Below are 23,058 nucleotides of genomic sequence, written 5' to 3' on the forward strand. Positions count from 1 at the left end.
AAAAACACAACAACTAATACCTAAACAATCTGAGGAGCAAGACCATGGCTGAAATTAACCTTTCCACTATTGCCGCTGGCATTGGTGGTTTTATTGTCAACGGACAAACTACCAGTTCATCAGGCGACCAAAGCGGCTTTAGTGTGGCGTCGGCGGGCGATGTCAACGGCGACGGTCTTGACGACTTGATTATCGGGGCTAAATACGCGACACCTGCTGCCAGTCTCAATATCGGCGGGCGGGCGTTTGTGGTGTTTGGCAAAACCGGCACGACGGCAGTTGACCTTTCGGCGGTGGTTAATGGTACGGGCGGTTTTGTCATTAATGCTCAGGGTACGCAAGATTTTGTTGGTCAAAGCGTTTCTTCGGCGGGTGATGTCAATGGCGACGGCTTGGATGATTTGATCGTAGGCGCACCGTTTGGCCCTGACCGTGTGGGCCGCGGTTTTGTGGTATTCGGCAAGACTTCAACTTCAGCCATAGACCTTTCGGCGGTGGCGGCAGGCACAGGCGGCTTCATTATCAGAGGCGAGAGTGCTTATGATGCCAGCGGCTATTCGATTTCCGATGCCGGCGATGTCAATGGCGATGGCTTAGGCGATCTGATTGTTGGCGCTAGGGGCAGCGATACCGCCGCAGGCACCAACGCTGGTCGCAGCTATGTGGTGTTTGGCAAATCGACCGGCACGGCTGTCGATATGTCGGCGATTGTCAACGGTGTCGGCGGTTTTGCCATTAACGGTCAGACTGTGAGAGATTACAGCGGCTTAAGTGTGTCTTCGGCGGGTGATGTGAATGGCGACGGTTTGGCAGATTTGCTTGTTGGGGCTCCCTTTAACGATACAGCAGGCGGTTACAATGCGGGCAGCAGTTATGTGGTGTTTGGCAAAACCGGAACGACCGCCGTCGACTTGTCCGCCGTGGCGGCGGGTACGGGCGGCTTCGTCATCAGCGGCGAATGCTCGCGTGCCTTAACTGGCCGCAGCGTTTCTTCTGCCGGTGACATCAATGGTGATGGTCTGGCGGATCTGATTATTGGTGCCCCACGCACTAATGGTTTTTTGCTGGGTGCTTATTTTTTAGGGCGCAGTTATGTGGTGTTTGGCAAAACCGGAACGGCGGCAGTCGACCTTTCGGCAATTTCCGCAGGCACAGGCGGTTTTGCCATTCGGGGCGAGTCTTTGCGTGATTTTAGCGGCCTGAGTGTGTCCGCCGCCGGTGATATTAACGGCGATGGCCTTTCGGATGTCATTGTTGGGGCTTATTATGCCGATCCGGCTGGCGTCAGTTCAGCGGGCCGCAGCTATGTGGTGTTTGGCAAAACCGGAACGGCGACGGTCGAGCTTTCAGCCATTGCGGCGGGTACGGGCGGATTTGCCATTAATGGTCAATCTGCCGATGATTTTAGTGGCTATAGCGTCGCGGCGGCGGGTGATGTCAACGGTGACGGCTTGGCGGACCTGATTGTAGGCGCGCGCCGTGTTGACACGGCAGACGGCATCGATGCCGGGCGCAGCTATATTATCTTTGGCAAAACCTCCGGCGCGTTTGCCGCCACGGCGGTTGACAAGTTGGGCGGCAGCGGCAACAACACCATGACCAGCACCAGTGCTGGCGAAACCATGGTGGCGGGTGCGGGCAACGACACGCTGATTGGCAACGGCGGCGCGGATGTGCTGTACGGCGGTTCTGGCGATGACAATTTTGTCCTGAATGCCGACAATCTTGCCAAGCTGTCGCTGGGTGTCACCTCAGGCCAGCTGGCACGGGTCGATGGCGGCAGCGGTATCGACAAGATTACCCTCGATGGCAGCGGCCTCAATTTTGATTTGACGACGATCGCCAACCAAGGCGGCAACACACCCGGCAGCAGTTCGCGCATTGAATCCATCGAACGTATTGATTTGGCCTCCGGAAACCAACTGGCTTTATCTGTCAAAGACGTGCAGGACATGGCGGGCTTCAATATTTTCAACAACAGCAACGGTTGGGCTGACGGTACTTACAACCTTGCCGCAGGCGGTGCGGGTGGCGTTAACCCCGAACAGCGCCACCAATTGGTTGTGGACGGCAATGCCACTGATGTACTGAACTTTACCGACAGCGCCAATTGGCAATTCGTGGGTACAGTCAGCAACAGCGGCATTACCTACAATGTTTTCAATCACTTTGCCGCCGCCCAAGTGCTGGTTGCCAGTACGGTTAACCTGGGCAATTTTGCGCCATCCGATTTGGCGATCAGTACCGATAACATCAACGAAAATGTTGCGCCCAATAGTTTGGTGGGCACTTTCAGCAGCACCGATGCCAATGCCAGCGATACCTTCACTTACAGTTTTGCGGCGGGCGGGGCTAATAACAATGCTTTCACCATTATCGGCAACGCGTTGCATATCAAAAATTCACCGGACTTTGAAAGCAAAGCCAGCTACAGCATTAAAGTCCGCACCACCGACCAAGGTGGTTTGTTCTTTGACAAAGTGCTGACCATCAATATCAACAACCAAAATGACGCGCCTGTCTTGGTTGCGCCCGCCAACATCAGCTACACCGACACGGCTTTCGACGATACCTTTGCCAAAGTGACCGGCAAGTTGTCCGCCAGCGACGCGGACGGCAACACGCTGACTTACGGTATTGTCGGCGGAACGGACAACGGTAGCGGCATTATCAGTTTGGTGGGGACTTTCGGTACGTTGGCGGTTAACGCCAGCACGGGTGCTTACAGTTTCACTGCCAACGATGCCGCCATTGAAGCCTTAAGCAGCCTTGCTGTGCAAGGGGCAATCTTTACAGTCAGCGATGGCTTGGTAACCGTCAACCAAAACATCAGCATCACTCTTTCGCAAAGTGGCATTACCGAAACTTTGGGCAACGATAGCCTGAATGGTACGGCAGGTGCGAACAAAATCAACGGCCTGGCGGGTGCGGACACCATGACGGGCGGTCTTGGCAACGACACTTACAGTGTCGATGACATTGGCGACAAGGTGATTGAGACCTCAACGTTGGCAACCGAGATTGATACGGTCAACAGCGAAATTAGCTACAGCCTTGGCAATAATGTAGAAAACCTCACCTTAACAGGAACTGGCAACATTAACGGTACCGGCAATGCGCTCAACAACGTTGTTACCGGCAACAGCGGCAACAACCTGTTGGTCGGTGGTTTGGGGGTTGATACCTTAAAAGGCGGGGCGGGCGATGACATTATCAACGGCGGTTTGGGCAACGATATTTTATCGGGCAATGCCGGTCTGGACATCTTCCGCTTCAATACCACGCTGACCGCCAATATCGACAAAATCAACGATTTTGTGGTGGCAGATGACACCATTCAACTGGAAAATGCCATTTTTACGCAACTGACCAGTACCGGCACATTGGCGGCAGGCAATTTTGTGATGGGCGCGCTGGCATTGGATGGCAATGACTTTGTCCGCTACAACAGCAACAACGGTGGCCTGTTCTACGATGCCGACGGCAACGGCGCAGGCGTGGCGGTGCAAATAGCCACTCTGGGTGTTGGTTTGGCCTTGACCAATGCCGATTTTGTGGTGATTTAAAAATTAAACCTTGAAACAACCTGCGCAGGTGGGTTGTTTCAAGTTGAATGTGCAGCTAATCAATAATGCCATACCGATCAAATCCATGACCTAAAAATATAATAGCAACGTCTAAAACAACCTAAGGAGAAAGACCATGTCTGAAATCAATCTTTCCACGATTGCCGCCGGTACCGGTGGTTTTGTTATTAACGGACAAAGCGCAGGCGACCGCAGCGGTTTAAACGTCGCCATTGCCGGTGATGTCAATGGCGATGGTTTGTCTGACCTGATTGTCGGGGCTGATTATGGCGATCCGGCGTCAGGAATTGATGCCGGAAGAAGTTATGTGGTTTTTGGTAAAACCGATGGCATTGCTGTTGATTTGTCGGCAGTTGCCAATGGTGTGGGCGGTTTTGTCATCAATGGTCAATGCGCCCGTGACCGCAGCGGCCTGAGCGTGGCGGCGGCAGGCGATGTGAATGGCGATGGTTTGGCGGATTTGATTGTCGGCGCTTGCTACGCGGATACTGCGGGCGCTACCGATACGGGGTTAAGTTATGTGGTGTTTGGTAAAAGCCAATCAACAGCCGTCAACTTGTCGGCAATTGCTGGCGGAACTGGAGGCTTTGTCATTGTCGGGCAGTGTGCCAATGATTTAAGCGCTTTTAGCGTGTCGGGCGTGGGTGATGTTAACGGCGATGGCTTGGCGGATTTGCTGGTCGGTGCGCCGTTAAGGGATGCCGCAGCAGGCAGTGACGTTGGCGGCGCTTATGTGGTATTTGGCAAAGCCGGCGGCACGGCTATTAATTTAACGGCAGTCGCAGCGGGTAACGGTGGTTTTGTCATCAACGGCGAAAGCTTAGGCAATTTGACAGGCTTTAGCGTTGCGGCGGCGGGTGATGTCAATGGCGATGGCTTGTCGGATGTGATGGTCAGTGCCAAAAATTCCGACACGATTGGCATTAGTAATGCTGGTCGCACTTATATTGTCTTTGGCAAAAGCAGCGGTTCGCCCAGCAATCTGTTTGATGTGGCTAACGGGTCGGGCGGTTTTGCCATCGATGGTCAAGCGCCTTATGACTACAGTGGCTTTAGCGTGTCGGCGGCGGGCGATGTCAATGGCGACGGCTTGGCGGATTTGCTGGTCGGCGCAATAGGCGGCGATTTGGCAAGCGGCAATGATGCGGGTCGCAGCTATGTGGTGTTTGGCAAAACCAGCGGTATGACGGTCAATCTTTCCGCCATTGTTGCGGGCGTTGGCGGGTTTGTCATTAATGGTCAGGCGCAGGACGACCGTAGCGGCTCGAGCGTGTCGGCTGCGGGCGATGTCAATGGGGATGGCTTGGCAGATGTGATTGTCGGCGCGCTGTTCAGTGATCCCGCTGGCGTCACCAATGCCGGACGCAGTTATGTTGTGTTTGGCAAAACTGGAACGGCGGCGGTCGAATTATCGGCGGTTGTGGCGGGTAATGGCGGCTTTGTCATCAGCGGGGAATGTGCCGATGATGCCAGCGGACGCAGCGTGTCTGCTGCGGGAGATATTAACGGCGATGGCTTGGCGGATATTTTGGTGGGCGCGTTCGGTGCAGACCCCTCGGCGGGTTTAGGTGCGGGGCGCAGTTATGTGATTTTTGGCAGTACGGCAGGGGCATTTTCAAGTTCTGTGGTGGACCAGCTTGGCGGCAGTGGCAACGATACCTTAACCGGTTCGGCGGCTTCGGAAACCTTGGTGGGCGGTGCGGGCAATGATACGCTGATTGGCAACGGCGGCACCGATGTGCTTTACGGCGGCGCGGGTGACGATGCTTTTGTCTTGACTGCCAACAATATCGCCAAATTATCAACAGGGCTTAGCAATGCCCAATTGGCGCGTATTGACGGCGGCAGCGGCATTGACAGCATTGTCTTGGCAAATAGCGGTATGCACTTGAATTTGACCACCATTGCCAACTCAGGCGGCAATGGCGCAAGCAGCGGATCACGGATTGCTGCCGTGGAGCGTATCGACTTGACCGGCACGGGCAATAATATCCTCAGCCTTAATGTCAAAGATGTGTTGGATATGGCGGGCTTAAACAGTTTCAACAATGCCAATGGTTGGGTGGATGGCACATATAACTTGGCGGCAGGCGGCGCTTCACCCGAGCGCAGGCATCAATTGGTGGTCGATGGCAATAGCGATGACAGGCTTTCAGTTACAGGCTTGGGCGGCTGGACTTTTGCCGGTACGGTCAATAAAGCGGGCGTTGTTTATTTTGTCCTGAACCATAACACCGCCAAAGCCCAAATTTTGTTGGATTCGGCGGTTAACATCACACCGGTGCTCAGCGCACCTGCGGTCATCAATTACACCGATACGGCATTTAATGACAGCTTTGCCAGCGTTTTGGCTAGTTTGAACGGCATTGATCCTATCGATACGCTAGCTTACAGCATCAATGGCGGCACCGACATCGGTGGTGGTCTGGTCAGCCTAACGGGTACTTTTGGCGTGTTGACCGTCAACAAACAAACCGGCGCGTATAGCTTTGTAGCTAATGATGCCGCCATTGAAGCGTTAACCGGCAATGTGACCGAAAACTTTAGCGTTGTCGTTTCCGATGGCGCTATCAGCGTTACCCAGACTTTGTCGGTTGTGGTTAACCAAAGTGGTGTCACGGAATCCAATGGTGATGACAATCTGTTGGGAACGGCAGGTAACGATACGTTTGACGCTTTGGCGGGCAATGATGCCATTGATGGCGGTTTGGGTGCCGATACAATGGTGGGAGGATTGGGTAATGATAGCTATCAAGTCGATAATGCTGGTGACTTGGTGCTGGAAACCTCCACATTGGCTAGCGAAATCGACACCGTGAATAGCACGGTGGGCTATACCTTGGGTGCAAACCTGGAAAACCTGAATTTAGTGGGCTTATCTGCCATAAACGGCACGGGCAACGCCTTAAACAACTCGCTGCTGGGCAATGCCAATGACAACAGCTTGCTGGGTGGCGGCGGTAATGACACGCTGAATGGCGCGGGCGGCAATGACATCCTCAACGGTGGTAAGGGTAATGACAGCCTAAGCGGTGGCACAGGGTTGGATATTTTCCGCTTTAACACCGATTTGACCGACAACATCGATAATATCAGCGACTTTAATGTGGCGGACGACAGCATCCAGCTGGAAAACGCCATTTTTACGGCTTTGGTCAATACAGGCACGTTGGCGGCTGGCAATTTTGTGATAGGCGCAGTGGCTTTGGATGGTGACGATTTTGTCCGCTATAACAGCAGCAACGGCGGCCTGTTCTACGACGCCGATGGCAACGGTGCCGGTGTTGCCATAAGAATTGCCACTTTAGGTGTTGGTTTGGCCTTGACCAATGCCGATTTTGTGGTGATTTAAAACCAAGCAGACCGATAGGCCGGACGGATGTCCGGCCTATCGGCTGGCGATTCTAAAAAGCAAATGCTATCTTGAGCGTTCCTCAACGCGTCCGCTATTTGTCATGTACAAAATCCATCTTGCCCAACAATCCTACGATTTCAAAACCCTACGAAACCTAATGGCGAAGGCGACCCCAGCGCGTTCCGGCGATTATCTGGCGGGCGTGGCGGCGGTCAACAATTTGGAGCGGGTGGCGGCGCAATGGCGGTTGGCGGATGTGCCGCTGAAACAATTCCTCACCGAAGCCTTAGTACCTTACGAAAGTGACGAAGTGACGCGGCTGATTATCGACAGCCATAACCCGCAAGCGTTTGCGCCCGTCAGTCATCTGACCGTTGGCGATTTCCGCAATTGGCTATTGTCAGAACAAGCCGATACCGCGACCTTGGCTGCTATCGCCGCTGGCTTGACACCGGAAATGGTCGCGGCGGTGTCGAAAATCATGCGGATTCAAGATTTGATTTTGGTGGCGAAAAAATGCCGTGTCGTCACTCGCTTCCGTGGCACGATAGGCTTGGCAAACCGCCTGTCAACCCGCCTACAACCCAATCATCCCACCGATAATCCTGCGGGTATCGCCGCCAGTATTTTGGATGGTTTGCTGTATGGTTGCGGCGATGCTGTCATTGGCATCAATCCCGCTACCGACAATCTGGAAGCTACGACGCGCTTGTTGCATCTACTCAACGATGTCATCGAGCGTTACCAAATCCCTACCCAAGCCTGCGTGTTGGCGCATGTCACCACCACCATGAAAGCCATTGAACAAGGTGCACCTGTGGATTTGGTGTTCCAATCCATAGCTGGTACGCAAAAAGCCAACGATAGTTTCGGCATCAATTTGGCGATGTTGCAGGAAGCCCACGAAATGGCCTTAGCATTGAAACGCGGCACAGTCGGCGACAACTGCATGTATTTCGAAACCGGGCAAGGCAGTGCCTTATCCGCCAACGCCCACGAAGGCATGGATCAGCAAACTTGCGAAGCACGGGCGTATGCGGTTGCGCGGCAATTTAAACCCTTGCTGGTCAACACCGTTGTGGGTTTTATTGGCCCGGAATATTTGTACGACGGCAAACAAATCATCCGCGCGGGACTAGAAGACCATTTTTGCGGCAAATTACTCGGCCTGCCGATGGGTTGCGATGTCTGTTACACCAACCACGCCGAAGCCGATCAAGATGATATGGATATGTTGCTGACGCAATTTGCGGTCGCTGGCGGCACGTTTATTATGGGTGTGCCAGGCGCGGATGATGTGATGCTGAATTACCAATCGACCTCTTTCCATGATGCCTTATATGTGCGGCAAGTGCTGGGTTTGCGGCCTGCGCCGGAATTTGAACAATGGCTACAACAGCATCAGTTGTTTGATGGCGATAACCAACTGATACGGAAAGAAATGCCTGCTTTATTTAAGGCGACTTTGCAAGGCTTGGCAAGCGATTGATGGATAAATCGATGCGGTTTTTGGGGTGGGGTAGGAGGACTGTCAAACGGATTACCTGACTTTTCCTAGTAGTATTTTTATATATTTCTTCTAACCTTGTTCACCAAGGCGCGTTTTACGCCTTAATTCAGTATCAACATCTTCAAAAATCTAGCCGTATCTTCCCGCTACTTTAATAGGATTATCCATGTTAAAACCTTCTCTTGCTGCATTAACACTCATGATGCTTACGGCTACCGCCCACGCTGCACCGGTTAGTTTCCAATACAAAGATACCATTGCATTGGTTAACATTGCCGGCTTGAATACGGGCGATAATGCCAAGATCACCGTGACGCTCGATAATGGCGGCACCAGCTTGTTGAACCAAACATGGACGGCGGCGGATTTGTTGTCGGTAAAGTTTGATTTTAATAATGGCTTCTTATCAACGACCTATTTGGCCCCCTTTGGCGGCGATGGCGTGGATGCAATCGATGGTGATTTCACGACTGATGCTAGCGGCATATTGTCATCAGTGTTAACCACTTGGATCGACTACAATCCGGGTACAGATTACAGCGGTAATGGATCAAGTCCTGATTCGTGGTTCTTGTACGGCAATAATTCTGTTTACTATCAAGGCAGTGGCGAACACGTTGATCTTGCTAACGTGTCAGCAATGAGTGATGCCGCCAATTGGCAGATTGTGCCGACAGCGACACCGATTCCCGCTGGCATTTGGTTGCTGTTGTCCGGTTTTGCCACTTTAAAGGCTTTGGGCGGCAAGCGTCGTCGCGCTTAATTACACGCTTTTTAAAGTGTGGCGGCTGCCCGACCTATTAATGGCGGCAGCCGTTTTTGTTTTCATCAATTGAAAATGTTTGATGGTTAGTATTTGCACAGACAACAAACCTGACAAACTATCGGAAATCAGTAACCATGAGCGAACATCTACCCGTCACGCCAGATCATTGGCAGTCTTTAAAGTCATTTACCGCCGCACGAATCGCTTTGGGGCGTGCGGGGATCAGTTTGCCGACCCGTGCCTGTTTGGATTTTCAGCTGGCCCATGCATTGGCGCGCGATGCGGTCAATATGCCTTTAGATTTTGCGGGACTTAGCGGACGTTTGGCTGCATTGGTTTTGCAAAGCCAAGCGGAAAACCAGCGTTTGTACTTGCAGCGGCCTGATCTGGGGCGGTTATTAAATGCTTCCTCTCTCGCGTTGTTGCAAAAACAGCCTGCTGTGCCTGTTGATGCCGTTATTGTTGTCGCCGATGGTTTGTCTTCGACCGCCATTGACCATCATGCCGAGCCATTTTTGAACCAATTGATTCCGGCTTTACAAGCCAAAAACTTGCGCTTGCCACCGGTTTGTTTGGTAAAGCAAGGGCGGGTGGCGGTGGGCGATGCGGTCGCCGAAACGTTTGCCGCGCGCTTGTGCATTGTGTTGGTTGGCGAACGCCCTGGCCTAAGTTCGCCGGATAGTATGGGCATTTATTTTACTTACCAAGCCCGGTCAGGCATAAGCACTGATGCCGACCGCAATTGCATTTCCAATATCCACGCCAATGGCTTAGGTTATCAGCAAGCTTTGCAGAAATTGCTCTATTTAATTGATGGGGCAGAGCAGTTAAAACTGTCCGGCGTCAGCTTGAAAGATGAAACGACCGAGCAAGGCTTGGGCGCTCCAGCTTCCCAAGGCAATTTTTTGTTAAAGTGATAAAAAATTGTTTTATTTAAGTTTTTCCTGTAAATATCCTTGACTTCGAAAAGTATCAAGCCCATACTGCAGGCCAGCTTTAAAAATTTAGATTTACCCTCTGTTTACCATTTCGATGTATCTGTGTTGTTTCTCGTCCGGTTTTTCAAAGTAATCTCCCATTTTTACCAGCTCCACCAGCCTTAGGGCTTTATTTATCTTTACAATTTATTAGGACTTATCATGTCTACAACTACCGGCGTCGTTAAATGGTTTAACTCTGAAAAAGGTTTTGGTTTTATCGAACAAAAATCTGGCCCAGACGTTTTTGTTCATTTCAGAAACATCAACAATTCAGGCGGCTACAAATCTTTAGATGAAGGCCAAAATGTACAGTTTACTGTTACTCAAGGCCAAAAAGGCCCTCAAGCAGAAAACGTAACTGTTATCTAATTGACCTTCTAAAACCCTCCGTTGGTGCTGGCTAGCCAGACACTGACGGAGGGTTTTTTATTGCCTAAAATTTTGTAAAGGGGCGGCAAAGCTTGTCAGCTTTTGGCATTTCCCCGATACTTAGCGCACTTTAACCTCGAGTGGTGGATAACATGGATATTATTTTTTTAGGCGGCCTTCAGGTCGATACCCTGATCGGCATTTACGAATGGGAGCGACAACAGCGGCAAACCATTATTTTGGATATTGAAATGGCTTTTGATATTGAAAAGGCTGCCGGCACTGACGACATCCAATATGCTCTGGATTACAAAACAGTTTCTGACCGTATCATCAGTTTTGTCCAAGCCAGCGAATGCTTGCTGGTCGAACGCCTTATCAGCGAAATTGCCGAACTGATCCGCCATGAATTTAATGTGCCATGGGTAAAAATCACGCTCAACAAAAAAGGTGCGATAGGTCCAGGGATTGATGTTGGCATCACCATTGAACGCGGCGACAAAACCGAATGACCCAAGGTTTTATCAGCATCGGCAGCAATATCGACCGTGAGCATCATATCCGCCAAGCATTGAAAGCTTTGCAGGCATTATTTGGCGAACTGAGCATTTCCAGTATTTACGAATCCGATCCGGTGGGTTTCATTGGTGACGCTTTTTACAATTTAGTGGTGGGTTTCCATTCTTGCGACGATGCCAAAATCGTTGCCGCGCAATTGCGGCAGTTGGAGTTCGCCCACGGGCGCCGCCAAGATAGCCAAAAATTTTCGGCGCGTACTTTAGATTTAGATTTACTGTTGTTTGGCGATGCCGTCATTAATGAAGAGGGGTTGAAAATTCCCCGTGCCGATATTGAGCGTTACGCCTTTGTGTTGGAACCGCTGGCAGAAATTGCCCCGCTTTTGGTCCATCCCGTTTTGCAAAAAAGCTACGCACAAATGTGGCAGGCGATGCCGAAAAATGGCTTGCGGCAAGCGCGGGTGGATTTTTTACCCACCCCAAGCGCAGCAAAGGATGGGCTTGCCTAGTTGGTACTTTTTGGTATCTAATTAGCTCCAAAAATGGCTTGGCCTTTTAGTGATTGTGATGTTTTCATGATATAAAGTGTTTCTGTATCCAAGGCATGTTTTGTGTGGGTACGGGCTTTATTTAATTTTGTGGAGATTGTTATGAAGACTAAACAACCAAAACGTTTGGGCGTTGTCACCTTGGCGACGGCGTTGTTGTCGATGACCCAGTTGACGTATGCTTTCCAACCTGAAGGTATTTCTTGGAGGCTTTCTGATACCGCTAACAGAGAGGGCGTCATTCAGCCTGGCTTTACGCGCGGTGGGGATTCGCAAGTTTATATTAATTTGAGCATTTATCTGGATCGGGAAAACCCTAACAAATTACCCTTGTTGGTGTTGGCGAGAGGTTGCGGTGAAGATCCTGAAATTAGCGGCAAGCCTTTGACAAACTTGGAAAGATTGTTGACAGGCCGTGACAGTTCACCTATCTATGACACCAAATGGGTAAACCCAGGCCCACGTTGGCGCGTTTGCCCGCAGTCCGATGCCCTGTTAATACAAGATGAAACATCCAGCGCTTTGCTGGCCTTGGAGGTGGATTTTTTAAGGGCGGAAACGGGCGGTTATAGCCCGCGTATTGATTTGGATGTCTACCAGCTTTCTGAAGAGGATGTTAAGTCCGAGCTAGGCGTGGACGAGTTAGCGCGTAAGTACCGCAATTTGCCGCCTAATGCCAGAGTGCCGGTGTCGGTCGATTATTCCATTTCCAAAGATAACTTTAAGCTAAGCAGTTATGCGGAAGCTTATGGTAGCGCACAGAAAGCATATAACCCTAAATTGGCAATGCCAGCTGGTATTAAAGGCTCACTAGGCTATACCCGTGATTCCGCTTCAGTGCCTGTCAATTTAGAATCTTTCAGACGTAAATTGGCAATTCCAGGCAGTACCGCCTACGACAAAACTGCCGATTTACAAGCGGCTTTAAGGGCGACGATTGATCGCGGTTCGGCTAAAGATGGTCAGCAAATCTGCTATCCTGAAAACCCCGTCACCACATCCCCCTTCTCTTTATTGGCCGCTGCTGCGGCTCCAATTAGCCATACTATCAGCGGTCGTTTTTCTACCAAATGGACTTCTGACCATAGTTTGCACTCTGCGTTTGGTTTCCGGGTTGAGGTTTGGCGCGTCAGCCCTGCAGTCAGATTGGGTTCTGCTTGGGTAGAAGCGGATGGAAATTGGACAATTGGTGTGCCTGCCACACTTGGCTACACTGGCGGGTCAACTCGGATCAACTACATATCTTACAACTCTTATTACGCACCTCAAGACAAAGATGGCAACCGTTACTGGTGGTCTGATACATGGAATGTCACCACGACCAGCTTTAACACCGGACACCGTTATGTCGATACCGACGGCGGTACCTATAATGGCGTGGGTGAATTGGTCAACAGCGCCATGACCATGTGGTCGCGTTTATATTGGGACGCCGGTATTGATCCGGTTGCTGCTGCCCCCATTAAGTTTTTCTTCCCCAACACTTGGTATGATTGCGGCGACGGCAGCAACAACCCTTGGAGTTGTGCAACCTTTGAAGGCGACCAAATTTGGCTGATTGCTGCGCACGGTGTGCAAGGTGACGTGGTCAACCACGAAATGGGCCATGCTTTGCAGGCTAAGTTCTGGGGCGGCAAACGTGCTGCCGGTTCTGGCGGATCTCATACATTAAGTGGCTGTTACCCTACACGTTTGGGTTTGGCGTTGGGTGAAGGCTTCGCCAACTTTATGGCGGCTTGGGTGGGTTATCCTGACCGTAACCAAGCGGATGGCAGTTTCAACGTCGGACAATGGGCGCTAAGCTTTGACGCCGAGCAACGCACTGCTCCGCCTAGCTGTACAAACGGTTGGGAAAATGAAACCTGGGTTGCCCGTACTTTCTGGGATCTGCATGATACCCGTGCCGATGGCGACGATGTCTTGTGGTTCAACTATAAAGGTGCGGTCATCTCGCTGTTCCTTAACGATAGCGTGGTCAATTCTGGCGATGCCCGCGATATGCGTTACTACCGTAACGTTTATAAAAATGCCGCATCGGCAGGCCATCAAGGCTATATCGATGACATTTTTAACCAAAACCGCCAGTAATTTAACCGCTTAGTTTGACAATTCAGGCTCGCTCTAGCGAGCAGCCTGAGAAGGCGGCATTATAATAACTATAAGAGAGATGTGACGTACCAAGGCCAAGCAGCCATTGCTTGGCCTTGGTGCTTGCAAAATAGACGTTCCCAGAGGGTTTCGTTTGCCTCGTGGTAATTTTCAGGTAAAGTGGCTTTAATATTGCTAGTAGTGGCTAACTCTATGGCGTTAACCACTTCGAGTTTTCTACTATTAAGCCCTCAAACCTTTATGAATAAGCTCATTGCCCACGCAATTTTCCTTGCGATTATTGGTGGCTTAGCTGGGATGTCCAGATGAACCCAAAAAAACCACTGGTATGGGTGGTGGACAGCACTTATACCGGCGAGCTGCATGCCCGCATTGGTTTGGCTGAGCGCCTAGGTTACGGCTACGAATGTATTCCACTGCCTAATGGCGACAACACCCGCTACCAACAAAATCTGCAAAACCGTTACGCACAAACCGATGGCTCGCCACCGTTGTTGGTTATCAGCGGTACCGGCGAAGAAACCACCGCAGAAATTGCCGATCTACGCGCCGTATTTGATGGGCGTCTGTTCAATGTCTATCTGGCTTCCATCTTGCCCGAACAACGCCACCCGCGTCTTGCCGATTATGATCTGGTCGCTTCACCACAATTGTCTGGCGATAACATCATCACCCTGACCGGTGTGCCGCATTTGTTGACGCACCAAAGCTTGGAAAACGCCGCTCAACAACACGCTAGCTATTTTAAGCATTTGCCCAAACCGATGATTGCTTTGTTGGTGGGCGGCAATACCCGCTATTGCCAAGGCTTTACCGTTGAACACGCGCAGCAATTGGCGCAACGCGTTGTTGGCATTAGCACCCAATTGTCGGCGTATGTGATGGTCACCAATAGCCGCCGCACGCCCCCCGAAGCCTTGGACGCCTTGTTGGTAGGCTTGGCGGATGTGCCGCACCAGTTTTTTGATTGGCAACAAGCCCCTGGCGACTTTTATCATGCCCTGCTTGCCAACGCGGATGTCTTTATTGTGACCGGCGATTCCTTGTCGATGTGTTCGGAAGCGGCGTTTACCGGTAAGCCGTTGTTGGTTGATTTAAGCGAGTCGGCGACCGAATGTTTCCACCGTGAAATTGTCGGGCGGTTGCTGGAGTACGGCGCGGCAAAACTGTTGTCAGAGCCATTTACACCTTGGCGTTATACGCCACCCGATCCGACTGGCGCGTTGGCTGATGCCATCCGCCAACGCTTAGCGGCAACCAGCATCTGCTAAACCTAACAGTTTTTATCCTCCGCTTTAGCCCTACATTCGCTTTCCTGCAATTGTGCAGATAAGTCCGCCAGTTTGATTTTTATGGCATTGCCTACCGATAATTGCGGCAACGACGCGTCTATCTTTTCGCGTTTTTCACGCGCGGCGATTGCTGTTCTGGCTTGTTCGATGGCTTTGACAAAATCGGTTTCCTTATCAAGCTGGTCTTTAAAGATGGCTTCGCCAAAGTAAGTAAATTCCGATTGGCTACCGCAGCCGAACGAAGTCCTGTCGGCGGAAGCGGCAGTGGCAACCAGCGTCTGTTCGTTTTCCAAGGCTTTGATAAAACCGCCGGAATAGCAGGCCGAGACAATAATCACCCGCCATTTGATCTTGGCATCATCCAGCATGGCCCGAAGCTGTTCAGGTGTCAGGTCATTCAGCGCGAGAGGCCAAAAGTCCACGGTCAGTTTATGGTCGTGCGAGCCGTGGCTGGTCAGATACAAAACCAGCACATCTTCTTCCGACATCAAACTGCCCACCTGCTTAAGTGCCGTTTTTAGATTGGTGCTGTTCGCCAGCGGCTGTTGGTTGCGGGTGTCGAGGTGGTTAACCAAATTGAGCGAATGGTTTTGGCTACCAAAGCGTTGGTCGAACAGGTGTTTGGCAAAGACAATTTCTTTGGAAAACACATTTTCGGTGGCATAAGGTGCAAAGCCGATAAAAAAGAGATCCGTCTGTTGCTGGCTGCCGGATTTTAAGTTTTGTAAGGCATCGTTCAGCAGAGCGGGTTGCGCATACATCAGCTGTTCGGCATCCATGTCCCGATAGGGTTTCCAAAACGCTTCATTTTCCGCATCTTCTTGTTTTTCTAAGGCATCATTAATCCAAAAGTTTTGCGGATCGCCATAATAGGCGTATTGCAAACTGCTCGCACCAAACACCGTCACCAGCAATAGGCTGGCAAAGCCTTTTAGCCGTCCCGATGCCAAATAATACAACCGCCAGAGCAGCACTAAGTTGTAGCCGACGATGACCAGTGCGCTGGCCTGCTGGAATGATGATGCGTTTTCGTCGCTCAGCTGAAAGTAGCGTTCTAGGTAAACCAATAAAGTAGTTACCGGCGTTAGGCTGATGGAAACCACCATCAGCGGCAAAAATAGCTGCGGCCTGCGCCAAAGTTTGCAAAGCAGAAAGATCACCAATAAATACAGAACATGGTTTAGGCAAAAATTCGGCAAGGCATATTTGTCAAATGTGGGATCAGGTAAAACCAGCCAATACCCAAAGCCAAGGTTTAGTAAAAAGTCGAGCAGCAACAAAGCCAGCCATTGTTCACTTGTGATGACAAAGCGGTTGAGTTCGCACGGTAGAAAAAAACAAAGCCGCAAACCTGCGCCCAGATTGTTTTTAAACGGGTAGAAAAAATTGCCCATGATGGTTGCCGTGTTGCTAGTGGGGATTGGAATGGTCTTTAGTATAGTGAAAATGTGGGTGTTGCCAGCCACGCTATAGGTTGAGTAGATAGTGTAGGGGAATTTTATTTTTAGAAATGTGAAAAACGACCTAGGTTTTGGATAAGGCGCGTGCTACAAACGGCGCACTTTATCTGCACGCGATTATTTTTTTATTTGGAGATTACGATGTCCATTAACACCACCCCTAGTTTTAGCCGTGGCAACGGTTTTGTCACCACTTCATTGGCGTCATACAGTTACGCAACAGATTCGTTTGTACTGGCCAATGGCAAAATTCTCGCTATTGGCAAAAGTTTGGAAAGTGGCGGCGAGAATAGCGTCGCTTTGACCCGCTACAATGCGAATGGCGTTTTGGATGCCAACTTTGGTTTAGAAGGAAAAGTGGTTACAAGCCTTGGCGAAGGGGTGGGCATTTATGTCTCCGATGCTGCGTTACAAGCCAATGGCAAAATTCTTGTGGCGGGTTATGCCAAATATAATGATGGCAGCAGCGATTTTTGCCTCATCCGCTATTTAAGCAACGGTGCATTGGACGCCGGTTTTGGGGGTGATGGCATCGTGACAACCGACTTTTCAGGCTCGAGGGAGCTGGTCAGTAGTCTTGCCGTGCAGACCGATGGCAAGATCTTAGTTGCTGGTTATGACTTTGGTCTTTATAGCTTCGGGCAGCTTGAAATTGCCCGCTACAACACGGACGGTTCTTTGGATGCCAGTTTTGGCGGCGATGGCAAGGTGACAACTGCAATCGGTGATCTTGCTGTTGCGCTCTCTATTACTGAAGTAGCCGATGACAAAATTCTGGTTTTTGGTTATACGCAAACGGAAGGTGTAAAGAAGTTTTTGCTAGCCCGTTATAACGCCAACGGTTCTGCGGACAGCAGTTTTGGCAAGAATGGCATTGTTGTCACTTCGGCGGGGGTAGGTTTGACTACGTTGGAACAAGATGTCGTTTTTCAAGCAGACGGCAAGTTTATCGTGATTGGGCGCGTACAAAACCCCAATAGCATTGATTATCTTGCTTTTGGCTTGTTGCGCTATAACAGCGACGGTTCTTTGGACAATAGTTTTGGTGGTGATGGCAAAGTGGTCACCGGTTTTTCCGACAAAAATGGCGAACCTTTTTCTGTCACATTACAAAACGACGGCAAAGTCTTGGCTACGGGGTTTATCAAAAATGAAGGAGTCGGCGGGGAAGTTGATTTTGTCATTGTCCGCTACAACACGGATGGTTCATTAGATGCCAGTTTTGGCGGTGACGGGATTGTCAGGACAGATTTGGGGTCATCCGATGTGGGATATTCCGTAAGCGTCCAAGCGGATGGCAAAATTGTGGTGGCGGGCGGAAGTGGTGCTTATCCCGCCAGTCAGTTTGCCCTGGCTCGTTACAATAATGATGGCAGTCTTGACCTCACTTTTGGCGGCAACAGCACGCTTGATTCGGCTGTGGAATGCTTTACGCAAGATGTGCCGGTGGTGCTGGATTCATCTGTAAAGGTTTATGATTTCGAGCTGTCCAAGCAAGGCCATTATGAGGGGGCATCGGTTACGATGGCCCGTCACGGCGGCGCTAATCCTTTGGACGTTTTTTCTGCCAATGGCGCATTAAGTTTTAGTGATGGGCATCTGCTCTGGTCAGGCATTGACATTGGTATGGTCAGACAAAACAACGGTGCCTTGACGCTTACGTTCAATAGCAATGCCACCCAAGCTTTGGTAAATAATGCCTTGTCAGCTATTGCATACAGCAATGCGGGCGGTGTGGCGGATAGTATCCAAATTGATTGGAAATTCAGTGATGGCAATACGGGCGGGCAAGGCGACGGTGGGGAGGGTTCGGCCTTCGGATCAACTTTGGTCACCATAAAGCTTGGCTATGCGCCCGTCTTACAAACACCTGACGATGTGGTCTTGACCGACACACCTTTTGACGACAACTTTGCAACTGTAACGGGTTTTTTGCAAGCCAGCGATTTGGATAGCACGGTGCTGACATACGGTATTGCCAATGGCGTCGATAACGGTAACGGATTGGTCAGCTTGGTGGGGTTGTATGGCACGCTGATCGTCGACAAAGCCACCGGCGCTTACCAGTTTGTTGCCAAAGACAAAGCTATCGAAGCCTTATCGGCGGATGTTTCTGAAAGTTTTACCGTGTGGGTGTCCGATGCTACCCGCAGCGATAGCAAAACGTTGGACATCGTCATCAAACAGGGCGGCGTTACCGAGTCAAGTGGCAACGACACGCTGATCGGTACGACGGGTAATGATAGCTTTGCGGGATTGGCAGGTAACGATGTCATTCAAGGGTTGGCAGGCGATGATGACATCAACGGCGGCACAGGCGCGGACATGATGGAGGGTGGTTTAGGTAATGACCGTTATGTGGTCGATAATACGGGCGATGTGGTGCTTGAAACGTCTTTACTTGCCACCGAAATTGATACCGTAAACAGTACAATTGCCTACACTTTGGGCGCTAATGTTGAAAATCTAACCTTAACGGGGGCTGCAAAAATAAGCGGCACCGGCAATCGTTTAAATAACGCCATAACAGGTAATGACAAAGGCAATGTCTTATTAGGCGGTCGGGGCGATGATGTCATTGATGGTGCTGCCGGTAATGACACTATTTTGGGCGGCGTTGGCAACGACCTATTGACCGGCGGAGCGGGAGAAGATATTTTCCGGTTTAATATGGCCTTAACGGACAACGTCGACATCCTGACGGATTTCTCTGTGGCGGATGACACCATCCAACTGGCAAGCAGTGTATTTACCCGGCTAACCAGCACCGGCGTTTTGTCGGCGGGTTATTTTAAGGTGGGCGCGGCAACGGATGGCAACGACTTTATCATCTATGACAGCCATTCGGGTGTGTTGCTTTATGATGCCGATGGCAATGGTGCGGGTAGCGCGGTAAAAATTGCGGTTTTGGGGGCAGGCCTTAAGCTGACATCCGACGATTTTGTTGTTGTTTAAAGCACGCAGCTACGGCTGCAGGCCTTGTTGATCCAGCCGCGCAGGTTGCCAAACCTGCGCGGCTTTTTTATAAAAAACATAAGGAAAAGCTGGACGTTAGCAGACATTTCGCGCATCCTAAAGCGGCTTGGGCAGTTTGGCTAGGTGTTCAATAAGTGCTTAAAAGACAATCTGTTATGGTGCTTGTCCGGTTTGCTTTGCGAGCCTGCCTTAAGCGTCAACTTTCACATTACAAATAAAAAAATAGAGGTGAATATGGGTATTTTAACAACCAGTATCGGTTTGGAAATGCTGTTGAGGTGGGGGCATTTCATGGGTGGCATCGTTTGGATTGGCATGCTGTACTATTTCAATTTTGTGCAAACCGAATACTTCAAAGAAGCGGATGCATTCGCCAAAACCGATGCGCTGCAAAAATTGGCACCCCGTGCGTTGTGGTGGTTCCGCTGGGGGGCTGTGGTTACATTGGTGACAGGTCTTGGTATTTTCGCGCTGCGCGGTGCGGGCATGTCGATGGATATTTACTTGGGTGCGCTGATTGCCATCATCATGTTTACCAATGTTTGGCTGATTATCTGGCCCAACCAACAAATCGTCATCGCTTCCGCAACACAAGTGGCGAATGGCGGCGATGCGCTGCCCGAAGCGGCGGCGGCTTTGGCAACAGCGGGTTTGGCATCGCGCACCAATGCTTTGTTTTCGATCCCCATGCTGTTTTTTATGGGCGCTTCAGCGCATTATCCGCATCCTTTCCATCCGTTTGCTTTTATCTTGGCGGTTTTGGTGGTTTTGGTGTTGGAATATAACGGTGCGTATCCTGCCATCAAACATATCGAGCAAGTCAAAAAACTGCCGCCTGCCGGAAAAATGGGCCCTTACACCAGCATTAAGGGGGTTATCCATTGCGGCTTAGGGTTGACCGTGGTGTTGTTTTTGATTTTGGATTTGCTGAACGCGTAAGCTTTGCTTTGGCTGGAGTGCAAACTAATTTTGTACTCCAGTTGCTACGCTTCAGTCTGGGTATAAGCTAAACCAGTCATTTTGTCGGATGGGCTGATAGGTTCAGGGCAATCGGCGCATCTTTATGTAGGTGCGAATTTATTCGCATGAAAGGCTTCTGTGCGAATAAATTCGCACCTACGCTAACCTGACTGTAGTTGGAGTTATCTACGCTTCTATAAAAATTATTTTGCTTGCAATGCAGGGCTGGCAAAATGAATCCCTTCCCAACCAAAGCGCATGAAATTCCTGATGTTTTGGTGGCCTGAGCCGTCAGGGTCATTAAAGACATCCAGCCGATAGAAATCGCCAAACAGGTTTAGCGTTTGTTGCGCGTCTAAACCCTGCAGTTTTGCAAAGGCAAAAATCTTACAAGACCCTTCGTTGGTTCCGGCGGCATTGATTAACGGGCTGTCGCCCAGGCCATTGCTGAATTCGCTGGGCGTGTAGCTGTAATTGTCCATAATGACGGCAATGGTTTCATTAAAGCTGATAGGTTGCAGTGATTTTGCTTGTTCTAAAAATTCGTTTAACGACATGCGTGGGTTTCCAAAAATAACCGCTCAAGTGCGGAAAGGTTTAACAACAGGCGATTAGCCTTTTTTCATAATGCGGGCGCGTTCACGCTCCCAATCTTTGTCTTTTGATGCGGCGCGCTTGTCGTGCAATTGCTTGCCTTTTGCCAAGCCGATTTCCAATTTGGCGCGGCCTGCCTTCCAATACATGGATAAAGGCATGATGGTGTAGCCCTTACGTTCGACCGCACCGATCAATTTGTTCAGCTCGTGGCGGTTAAGCAGTAACTTCTTTTGGCGCACGGCTTCGGGTTTGATGTGTGTGGATGCCGACAACAAGGCGGAAATATGCGCGCCCGACAGCCACGCTTCGCCACGTTTGATGACCACATAGCTTTCTTTCAGCTGTACCCGTCCTGCCCTTAGGCTTTTGACTTCCCAGCCTTCCAACACCAAGCCCGCCTCGAAACGCTCTTCAATAAAATATTCGTGCTTTGCCTGGCGGTTGACAGCTATGGTGCTGTTTTGACTATTTTTGTGCTTTTGGTTTTTTTTCTCGGCCATGATGGACTGCTTGCAACTTTAAACTGACGGAACGTAATAATTTTGTTATTTTACTCGATATTTACCCCAAGCAGTCAGAAAAGCACCCCTTAACCGTCGCTGAACACCACAACAATCAAGCAGGTTAAGGGCAATTTATAACCGTTGAGTTTATAAAGGCACCTTAATTCATGGATACAAAAAAATCAGTTCACGGCGAATGGTCATCGCGCACCGCGTTTATCCTTGCCGCCACAGGTTCGGCGGTCGGTCTTGGTAATATTTGGAAATTCCCTTACATCACTGGCGAAAACGGTGGTGGTGCCTTTGTGATTGTCTATCTGCTGTGCGTGGCCTTGGTGGGCATTCCGGTGATGATGGCGGAAACAATGTTTGGCAGACGGAGCCGCGAGAATCCCATCAACACCATGCAAATCCTCACTAAAGAAGCCGCCGCCGATGAACATTGGCATTATCTGGGCTGGATGGGTGTGATTGCCGGTATGCTGATTTTGTCGTATTACAGTGTCATCGCCGGTTGGGCTTGTGCTTACGTGGTCAAATCTTTCACCGGCAGTTTTTTTGACATTAATGCGACGGGTGCAAAAAGCCTGTTCGTCAACTTTATTGCCAGCCCAGGCGAGTTGATGTTCTGGCATACCTTTTTTATGTTTGCCACCTTGCTGATCGTTGCCCGTGGCATTAGCAAGGGTTTTGAACAATCCATCCGTTTTTTGATTCCCAGCCTGTTTGTCATGTTGATTTTGTTGGTGGGTTACGCCATGTCAACGGACAGCTACTTTAAAGGCCTGCACTTTTTATTCAATTTTGACTTTAGCAAGCTGACCGGCAATTCCGTGCTGATCGCCTTAGGGCAAGCGTTTTTCTCCTTGGGTATCGGCATGGGCGCGGTCATGGTTTATGGCGCGTATTTGCCGAAAAATGTCTCCATTTTAGAAACCACCGCCATTATTGCCGTCGCCGATACAGTGGTGGCCTTATTGGCGGGCATTGCCATTTTTCCGATTGTGTTCAGTAGCGGCTTGCCACTGGATTCGGGTCCAGGCTTGATTTTTGAAAGTTTACCGATCGCCTTTGGCAATATGCCCGGCGGTTGGTTGTTCGGAACCTTGTTTTTTATCATGCTGGTGTTTGCCGCGTTATCCTCATCGATTGCCTTGATTGAACCGGCGGTTTCGTGGCTGGTTGAAAACAAAAACATGGCACGCAACCAAGCCTGTTTTTATGCGGGTGCCGCCACTTGGGTGCTGGGTTTTGGCTCGGTGTTCTCGTTTAACATCGGTTCCGATGTCACCTTGTTTGGCAAAACGTTTTACGATTTGCTGGATTATCTGACCGCTAATTTAATGCTGCCAATTGGTGGTTTCTGTATCGCCATTTTTGCCGGTTGGATGATGTTGCAAAAACACAGCGAACAAGAGCTGGCAATGGGCAATCCTTTGCATTATCAGGCTTGGCGCGTTTTGATCCGCTACATTGCGCCGGCGGCTATCTTTTTTGTGTTTTTGCACGTTGTTGGAGTGCTGTAATT

Annotated in this window: 16 protein-coding genes; 13 read left to right on the top strand and 3 right to left on the bottom strand. The window is 50.3% G+C overall.

Annotated features, from left to right (window positions below; genetic code table 11):
• The first annotated feature begins 44 nt into the window (after positions 1-44).
• The 10 genes from ACYQ1O_RS10255 to ACYQ1O_RS10300 all read left to right on the top strand — a co-directional run bounded on the left by ACYQ1O_RS10255 (position 45) and on the right by ACYQ1O_RS10300 (position 15,013).
• Positions 45-3,566 carry a beta strand repeat-containing protein gene (locus ACYQ1O_RS10255; protein ID WP_459991588.1) on the top strand — a complete coding sequence of 1,174 codons (3,522 nt, stop codon included), beginning with the start codon at positions 45-47 and terminating at the stop codon, positions 3,564-3,566.
• Positions 3,567-3,702: 136 nt separating this feature from the next.
• Positions 3,703-6,939, top strand: coding sequence for a beta strand repeat-containing protein (locus ACYQ1O_RS10260; protein ID WP_459991589.1), 3,237 nt, complete (start codon positions 3,703-3,705; stop codon positions 6,937-6,939).
• 103 nt (positions 6,940-7,042) lie between these two features.
• A complete protein-coding gene (locus ACYQ1O_RS10265) occupies positions 7,043-8,431 on the top strand; it encodes an ethanolamine ammonia-lyase subunit EutB (protein ID WP_459991590.1) in 1,389 nt (462 codons plus the stop codon).
• Between the two features lie 187 nt (positions 8,432-8,618).
• Positions 8,619-9,215 carry a VPLPA-CTERM sorting domain-containing protein gene (locus ACYQ1O_RS10270; protein ID WP_459991591.1) on the top strand — a complete coding sequence of 199 codons (597 nt, stop codon included), beginning with the start codon at positions 8,619-8,621 and terminating at the stop codon, positions 9,213-9,215.
• A gap of 137 nt (positions 9,216-9,352) precedes the next feature.
• Positions 9,353-10,135 (top strand): ethanolamine ammonia-lyase subunit EutC, encoded by a 783-nt coding sequence (eutC, locus tag ACYQ1O_RS10275; RefSeq protein ID WP_459991592.1) that lies wholly within the window; start codon positions 9,353-9,355, stop codon positions 10,133-10,135.
• A 222-nt stretch (positions 10,136-10,357) separates the two neighbouring features.
• Positions 10,358-10,567, top strand: a complete 210-nt coding sequence (locus ACYQ1O_RS10280; RefSeq protein WP_459991593.1) for a cold-shock protein — start codon at positions 10,358-10,360, stop codon at positions 10,565-10,567.
• 152 nt (positions 10,568-10,719) lie between these two features.
• Positions 10,720-11,079, top strand: a complete 360-nt coding sequence (gene folB / locus ACYQ1O_RS10285; protein WP_459991594.1) for a dihydroneopterin aldolase — start codon at positions 10,720-10,722, stop codon at positions 11,077-11,079.
• Complete coding sequence (gene folK, locus ACYQ1O_RS10290) at positions 11,076-11,594, top strand: 2-amino-4-hydroxy-6-hydroxymethyldihydropteridine diphosphokinase (RefSeq protein WP_459991595.1); 519 nt, start codon at positions 11,076-11,078, stop codon at positions 11,592-11,594. Before folB ends, folK begins: the two co-directional genes overlap by 4 nt.
• A 141-nt stretch (positions 11,595-11,735) precedes the next feature.
• Positions 11,736-13,721: a hypothetical protein gene (locus ACYQ1O_RS10295; RefSeq protein ID WP_459991596.1), complete on the top strand. Its 1,986-nt coding sequence runs from the start codon at positions 11,736-11,738 to the stop codon at positions 13,719-13,721.
• Positions 13,722-14,047: 326 nt separating this feature from the next.
• Entirely contained in the window at positions 14,048-15,013 is a 966-nt protein-coding gene (locus ACYQ1O_RS10300) for a mitochondrial fission ELM1 family protein (RefSeq protein ID WP_459991597.1), read from the top strand.
• A 2-nt stretch (positions 15,014-15,015) separates the two neighbouring features.
• On the opposite strand, the gene ACYQ1O_RS10305 is transcribed toward ACYQ1O_RS10300, so the two are convergent.
• Positions 15,016-16,428: a C13 family peptidase gene (locus ACYQ1O_RS10305; protein WP_459991598.1), complete on the bottom strand. Its 1,413-nt coding sequence runs from the start codon at positions 16,426-16,428 to the stop codon at positions 15,016-15,018.
• Positions 16,429-16,635: 207 nt separating this feature from the next.
• On the opposite strand from ACYQ1O_RS10305, the gene ACYQ1O_RS10310 reads away from it, so the two are divergent.
• Positions 16,636-19,449, top strand: a complete 2,814-nt coding sequence (locus ACYQ1O_RS10310; RefSeq protein ID WP_459991599.1) for a hypothetical protein — start codon at positions 16,636-16,638, stop codon at positions 19,447-19,449.
• 255 nt (positions 19,450-19,704) lie between these two features.
• The gene (locus ACYQ1O_RS10315; protein ID WP_459991600.1) at positions 19,705-20,409 is read left to right on the top strand and encodes a urate hydroxylase PuuD; all 705 of its coding nucleotides are present in this window, start codon (positions 19,705-19,707) and stop codon (positions 20,407-20,409) included.
• A 224-nt stretch (positions 20,410-20,633) separates the two neighbouring features.
• Here ACYQ1O_RS10315 and ACYQ1O_RS10320 read toward each other — a convergent pair whose 3' ends face one another.
• Positions 20,634-20,987 (bottom strand): HopJ type III effector protein, encoded by a 354-nt coding sequence (locus ACYQ1O_RS10320; protein ID WP_459991601.1) that lies wholly within the window; start codon positions 20,985-20,987, stop codon positions 20,634-20,636.
• Between the two features lie 54 nt (positions 20,988-21,041).
• Positions 21,042-21,527 carry an SsrA-binding protein SmpB gene (gene smpB, locus ACYQ1O_RS10325; RefSeq protein WP_459991602.1) on the bottom strand — a complete coding sequence of 162 codons (486 nt, stop codon included), beginning with the start codon at positions 21,525-21,527 and terminating at the stop codon, positions 21,042-21,044.
• A gap of 170 nt (positions 21,528-21,697) precedes the next feature.
• Between smpB and ACYQ1O_RS10330 the strand changes: the two genes are divergently transcribed.
• Entirely contained in the window at positions 21,698-23,056 is a 1,359-nt protein-coding gene (locus ACYQ1O_RS10330; protein WP_459991603.1) for a sodium-dependent transporter, read from the top strand.
• The last annotated feature ends 2 nt before the right edge of the window (positions 23,057-23,058 follow it).

The organism is Methylosoma difficile, from assembly GCF_054657615.1.

Bases quoted from the DNA above. Each gene is read 5' to 3' on its own strand.
- ACYQ1O_RS10255 (WP_459991588.1), top strand. From the start codon at position 45: ATGGCTGAAATTAACCTTTCCACTATTGCCGCTGGCATTGGTGGTTTT.
- ACYQ1O_RS10260 (WP_459991589.1), top strand. From the start codon at position 3,703: ATGTCTGAAATCAATCTTTCCACGATTGCCGCCGGTACCGGTGGTTTT.
- ACYQ1O_RS10265 (WP_459991590.1), top strand. From the start codon at position 7,043: ATGTACAAAATCCATCTTGCCCAACAATCCTACGATTTCAAAACCCTA.
- ACYQ1O_RS10270 (WP_459991591.1), top strand. From the start codon at position 8,619: ATGTTAAAACCTTCTCTTGCTGCATTAACACTCATGATGCTTACGGCT.
- eutC (WP_459991592.1), top strand. From the start codon at position 9,353: ATGAGCGAACATCTACCCGTCACGCCAGATCATTGGCAGTCTTTAAAG.
- ACYQ1O_RS10280 (WP_459991593.1), top strand. From the start codon at position 10,358: ATGTCTACAACTACCGGCGTCGTTAAATGGTTTAACTCTGAAAAAGGT.
- folB (WP_459991594.1), top strand. From the start codon at position 10,720: ATGGATATTATTTTTTTAGGCGGCCTTCAGGTCGATACCCTGATCGGC.
- folK (WP_459991595.1), top strand. From the start codon at position 11,076: ATGACCCAAGGTTTTATCAGCATCGGCAGCAATATCGACCGTGAGCAT.
- ACYQ1O_RS10295 (WP_459991596.1), top strand. From the start codon at position 11,736: ATGAAGACTAAACAACCAAAACGTTTGGGCGTTGTCACCTTGGCGACG.
- ACYQ1O_RS10300 (WP_459991597.1), top strand. From the start codon at position 14,048: ATGAACCCAAAAAAACCACTGGTATGGGTGGTGGACAGCACTTATACC.
- ACYQ1O_RS10305 (WP_459991598.1), bottom strand. From the start codon at position 16,428: ATGGGCAATTTTTTCTACCCGTTTAAAAACAATCTGGGCGCAGGTTTG.
- ACYQ1O_RS10310 (WP_459991599.1), top strand. From the start codon at position 16,636: ATGTCCATTAACACCACCCCTAGTTTTAGCCGTGGCAACGGTTTTGTC.
- ACYQ1O_RS10315 (WP_459991600.1), top strand. From the start codon at position 19,705: ATGGGTATTTTAACAACCAGTATCGGTTTGGAAATGCTGTTGAGGTGG.
- ACYQ1O_RS10320 (WP_459991601.1), bottom strand. From the start codon at position 20,987: ATGTCGTTAAACGAATTTTTAGAACAAGCAAAATCACTGCAACCTATC.
- smpB (WP_459991602.1), bottom strand. From the start codon at position 21,527: ATGGCCGAGAAAAAAAACCAAAAGCACAAAAATAGTCAAAACAGCACC.
- ACYQ1O_RS10330 (WP_459991603.1), top strand. From the start codon at position 21,698: ATGGATACAAAAAAATCAGTTCACGGCGAATGGTCATCGCGCACCGCG.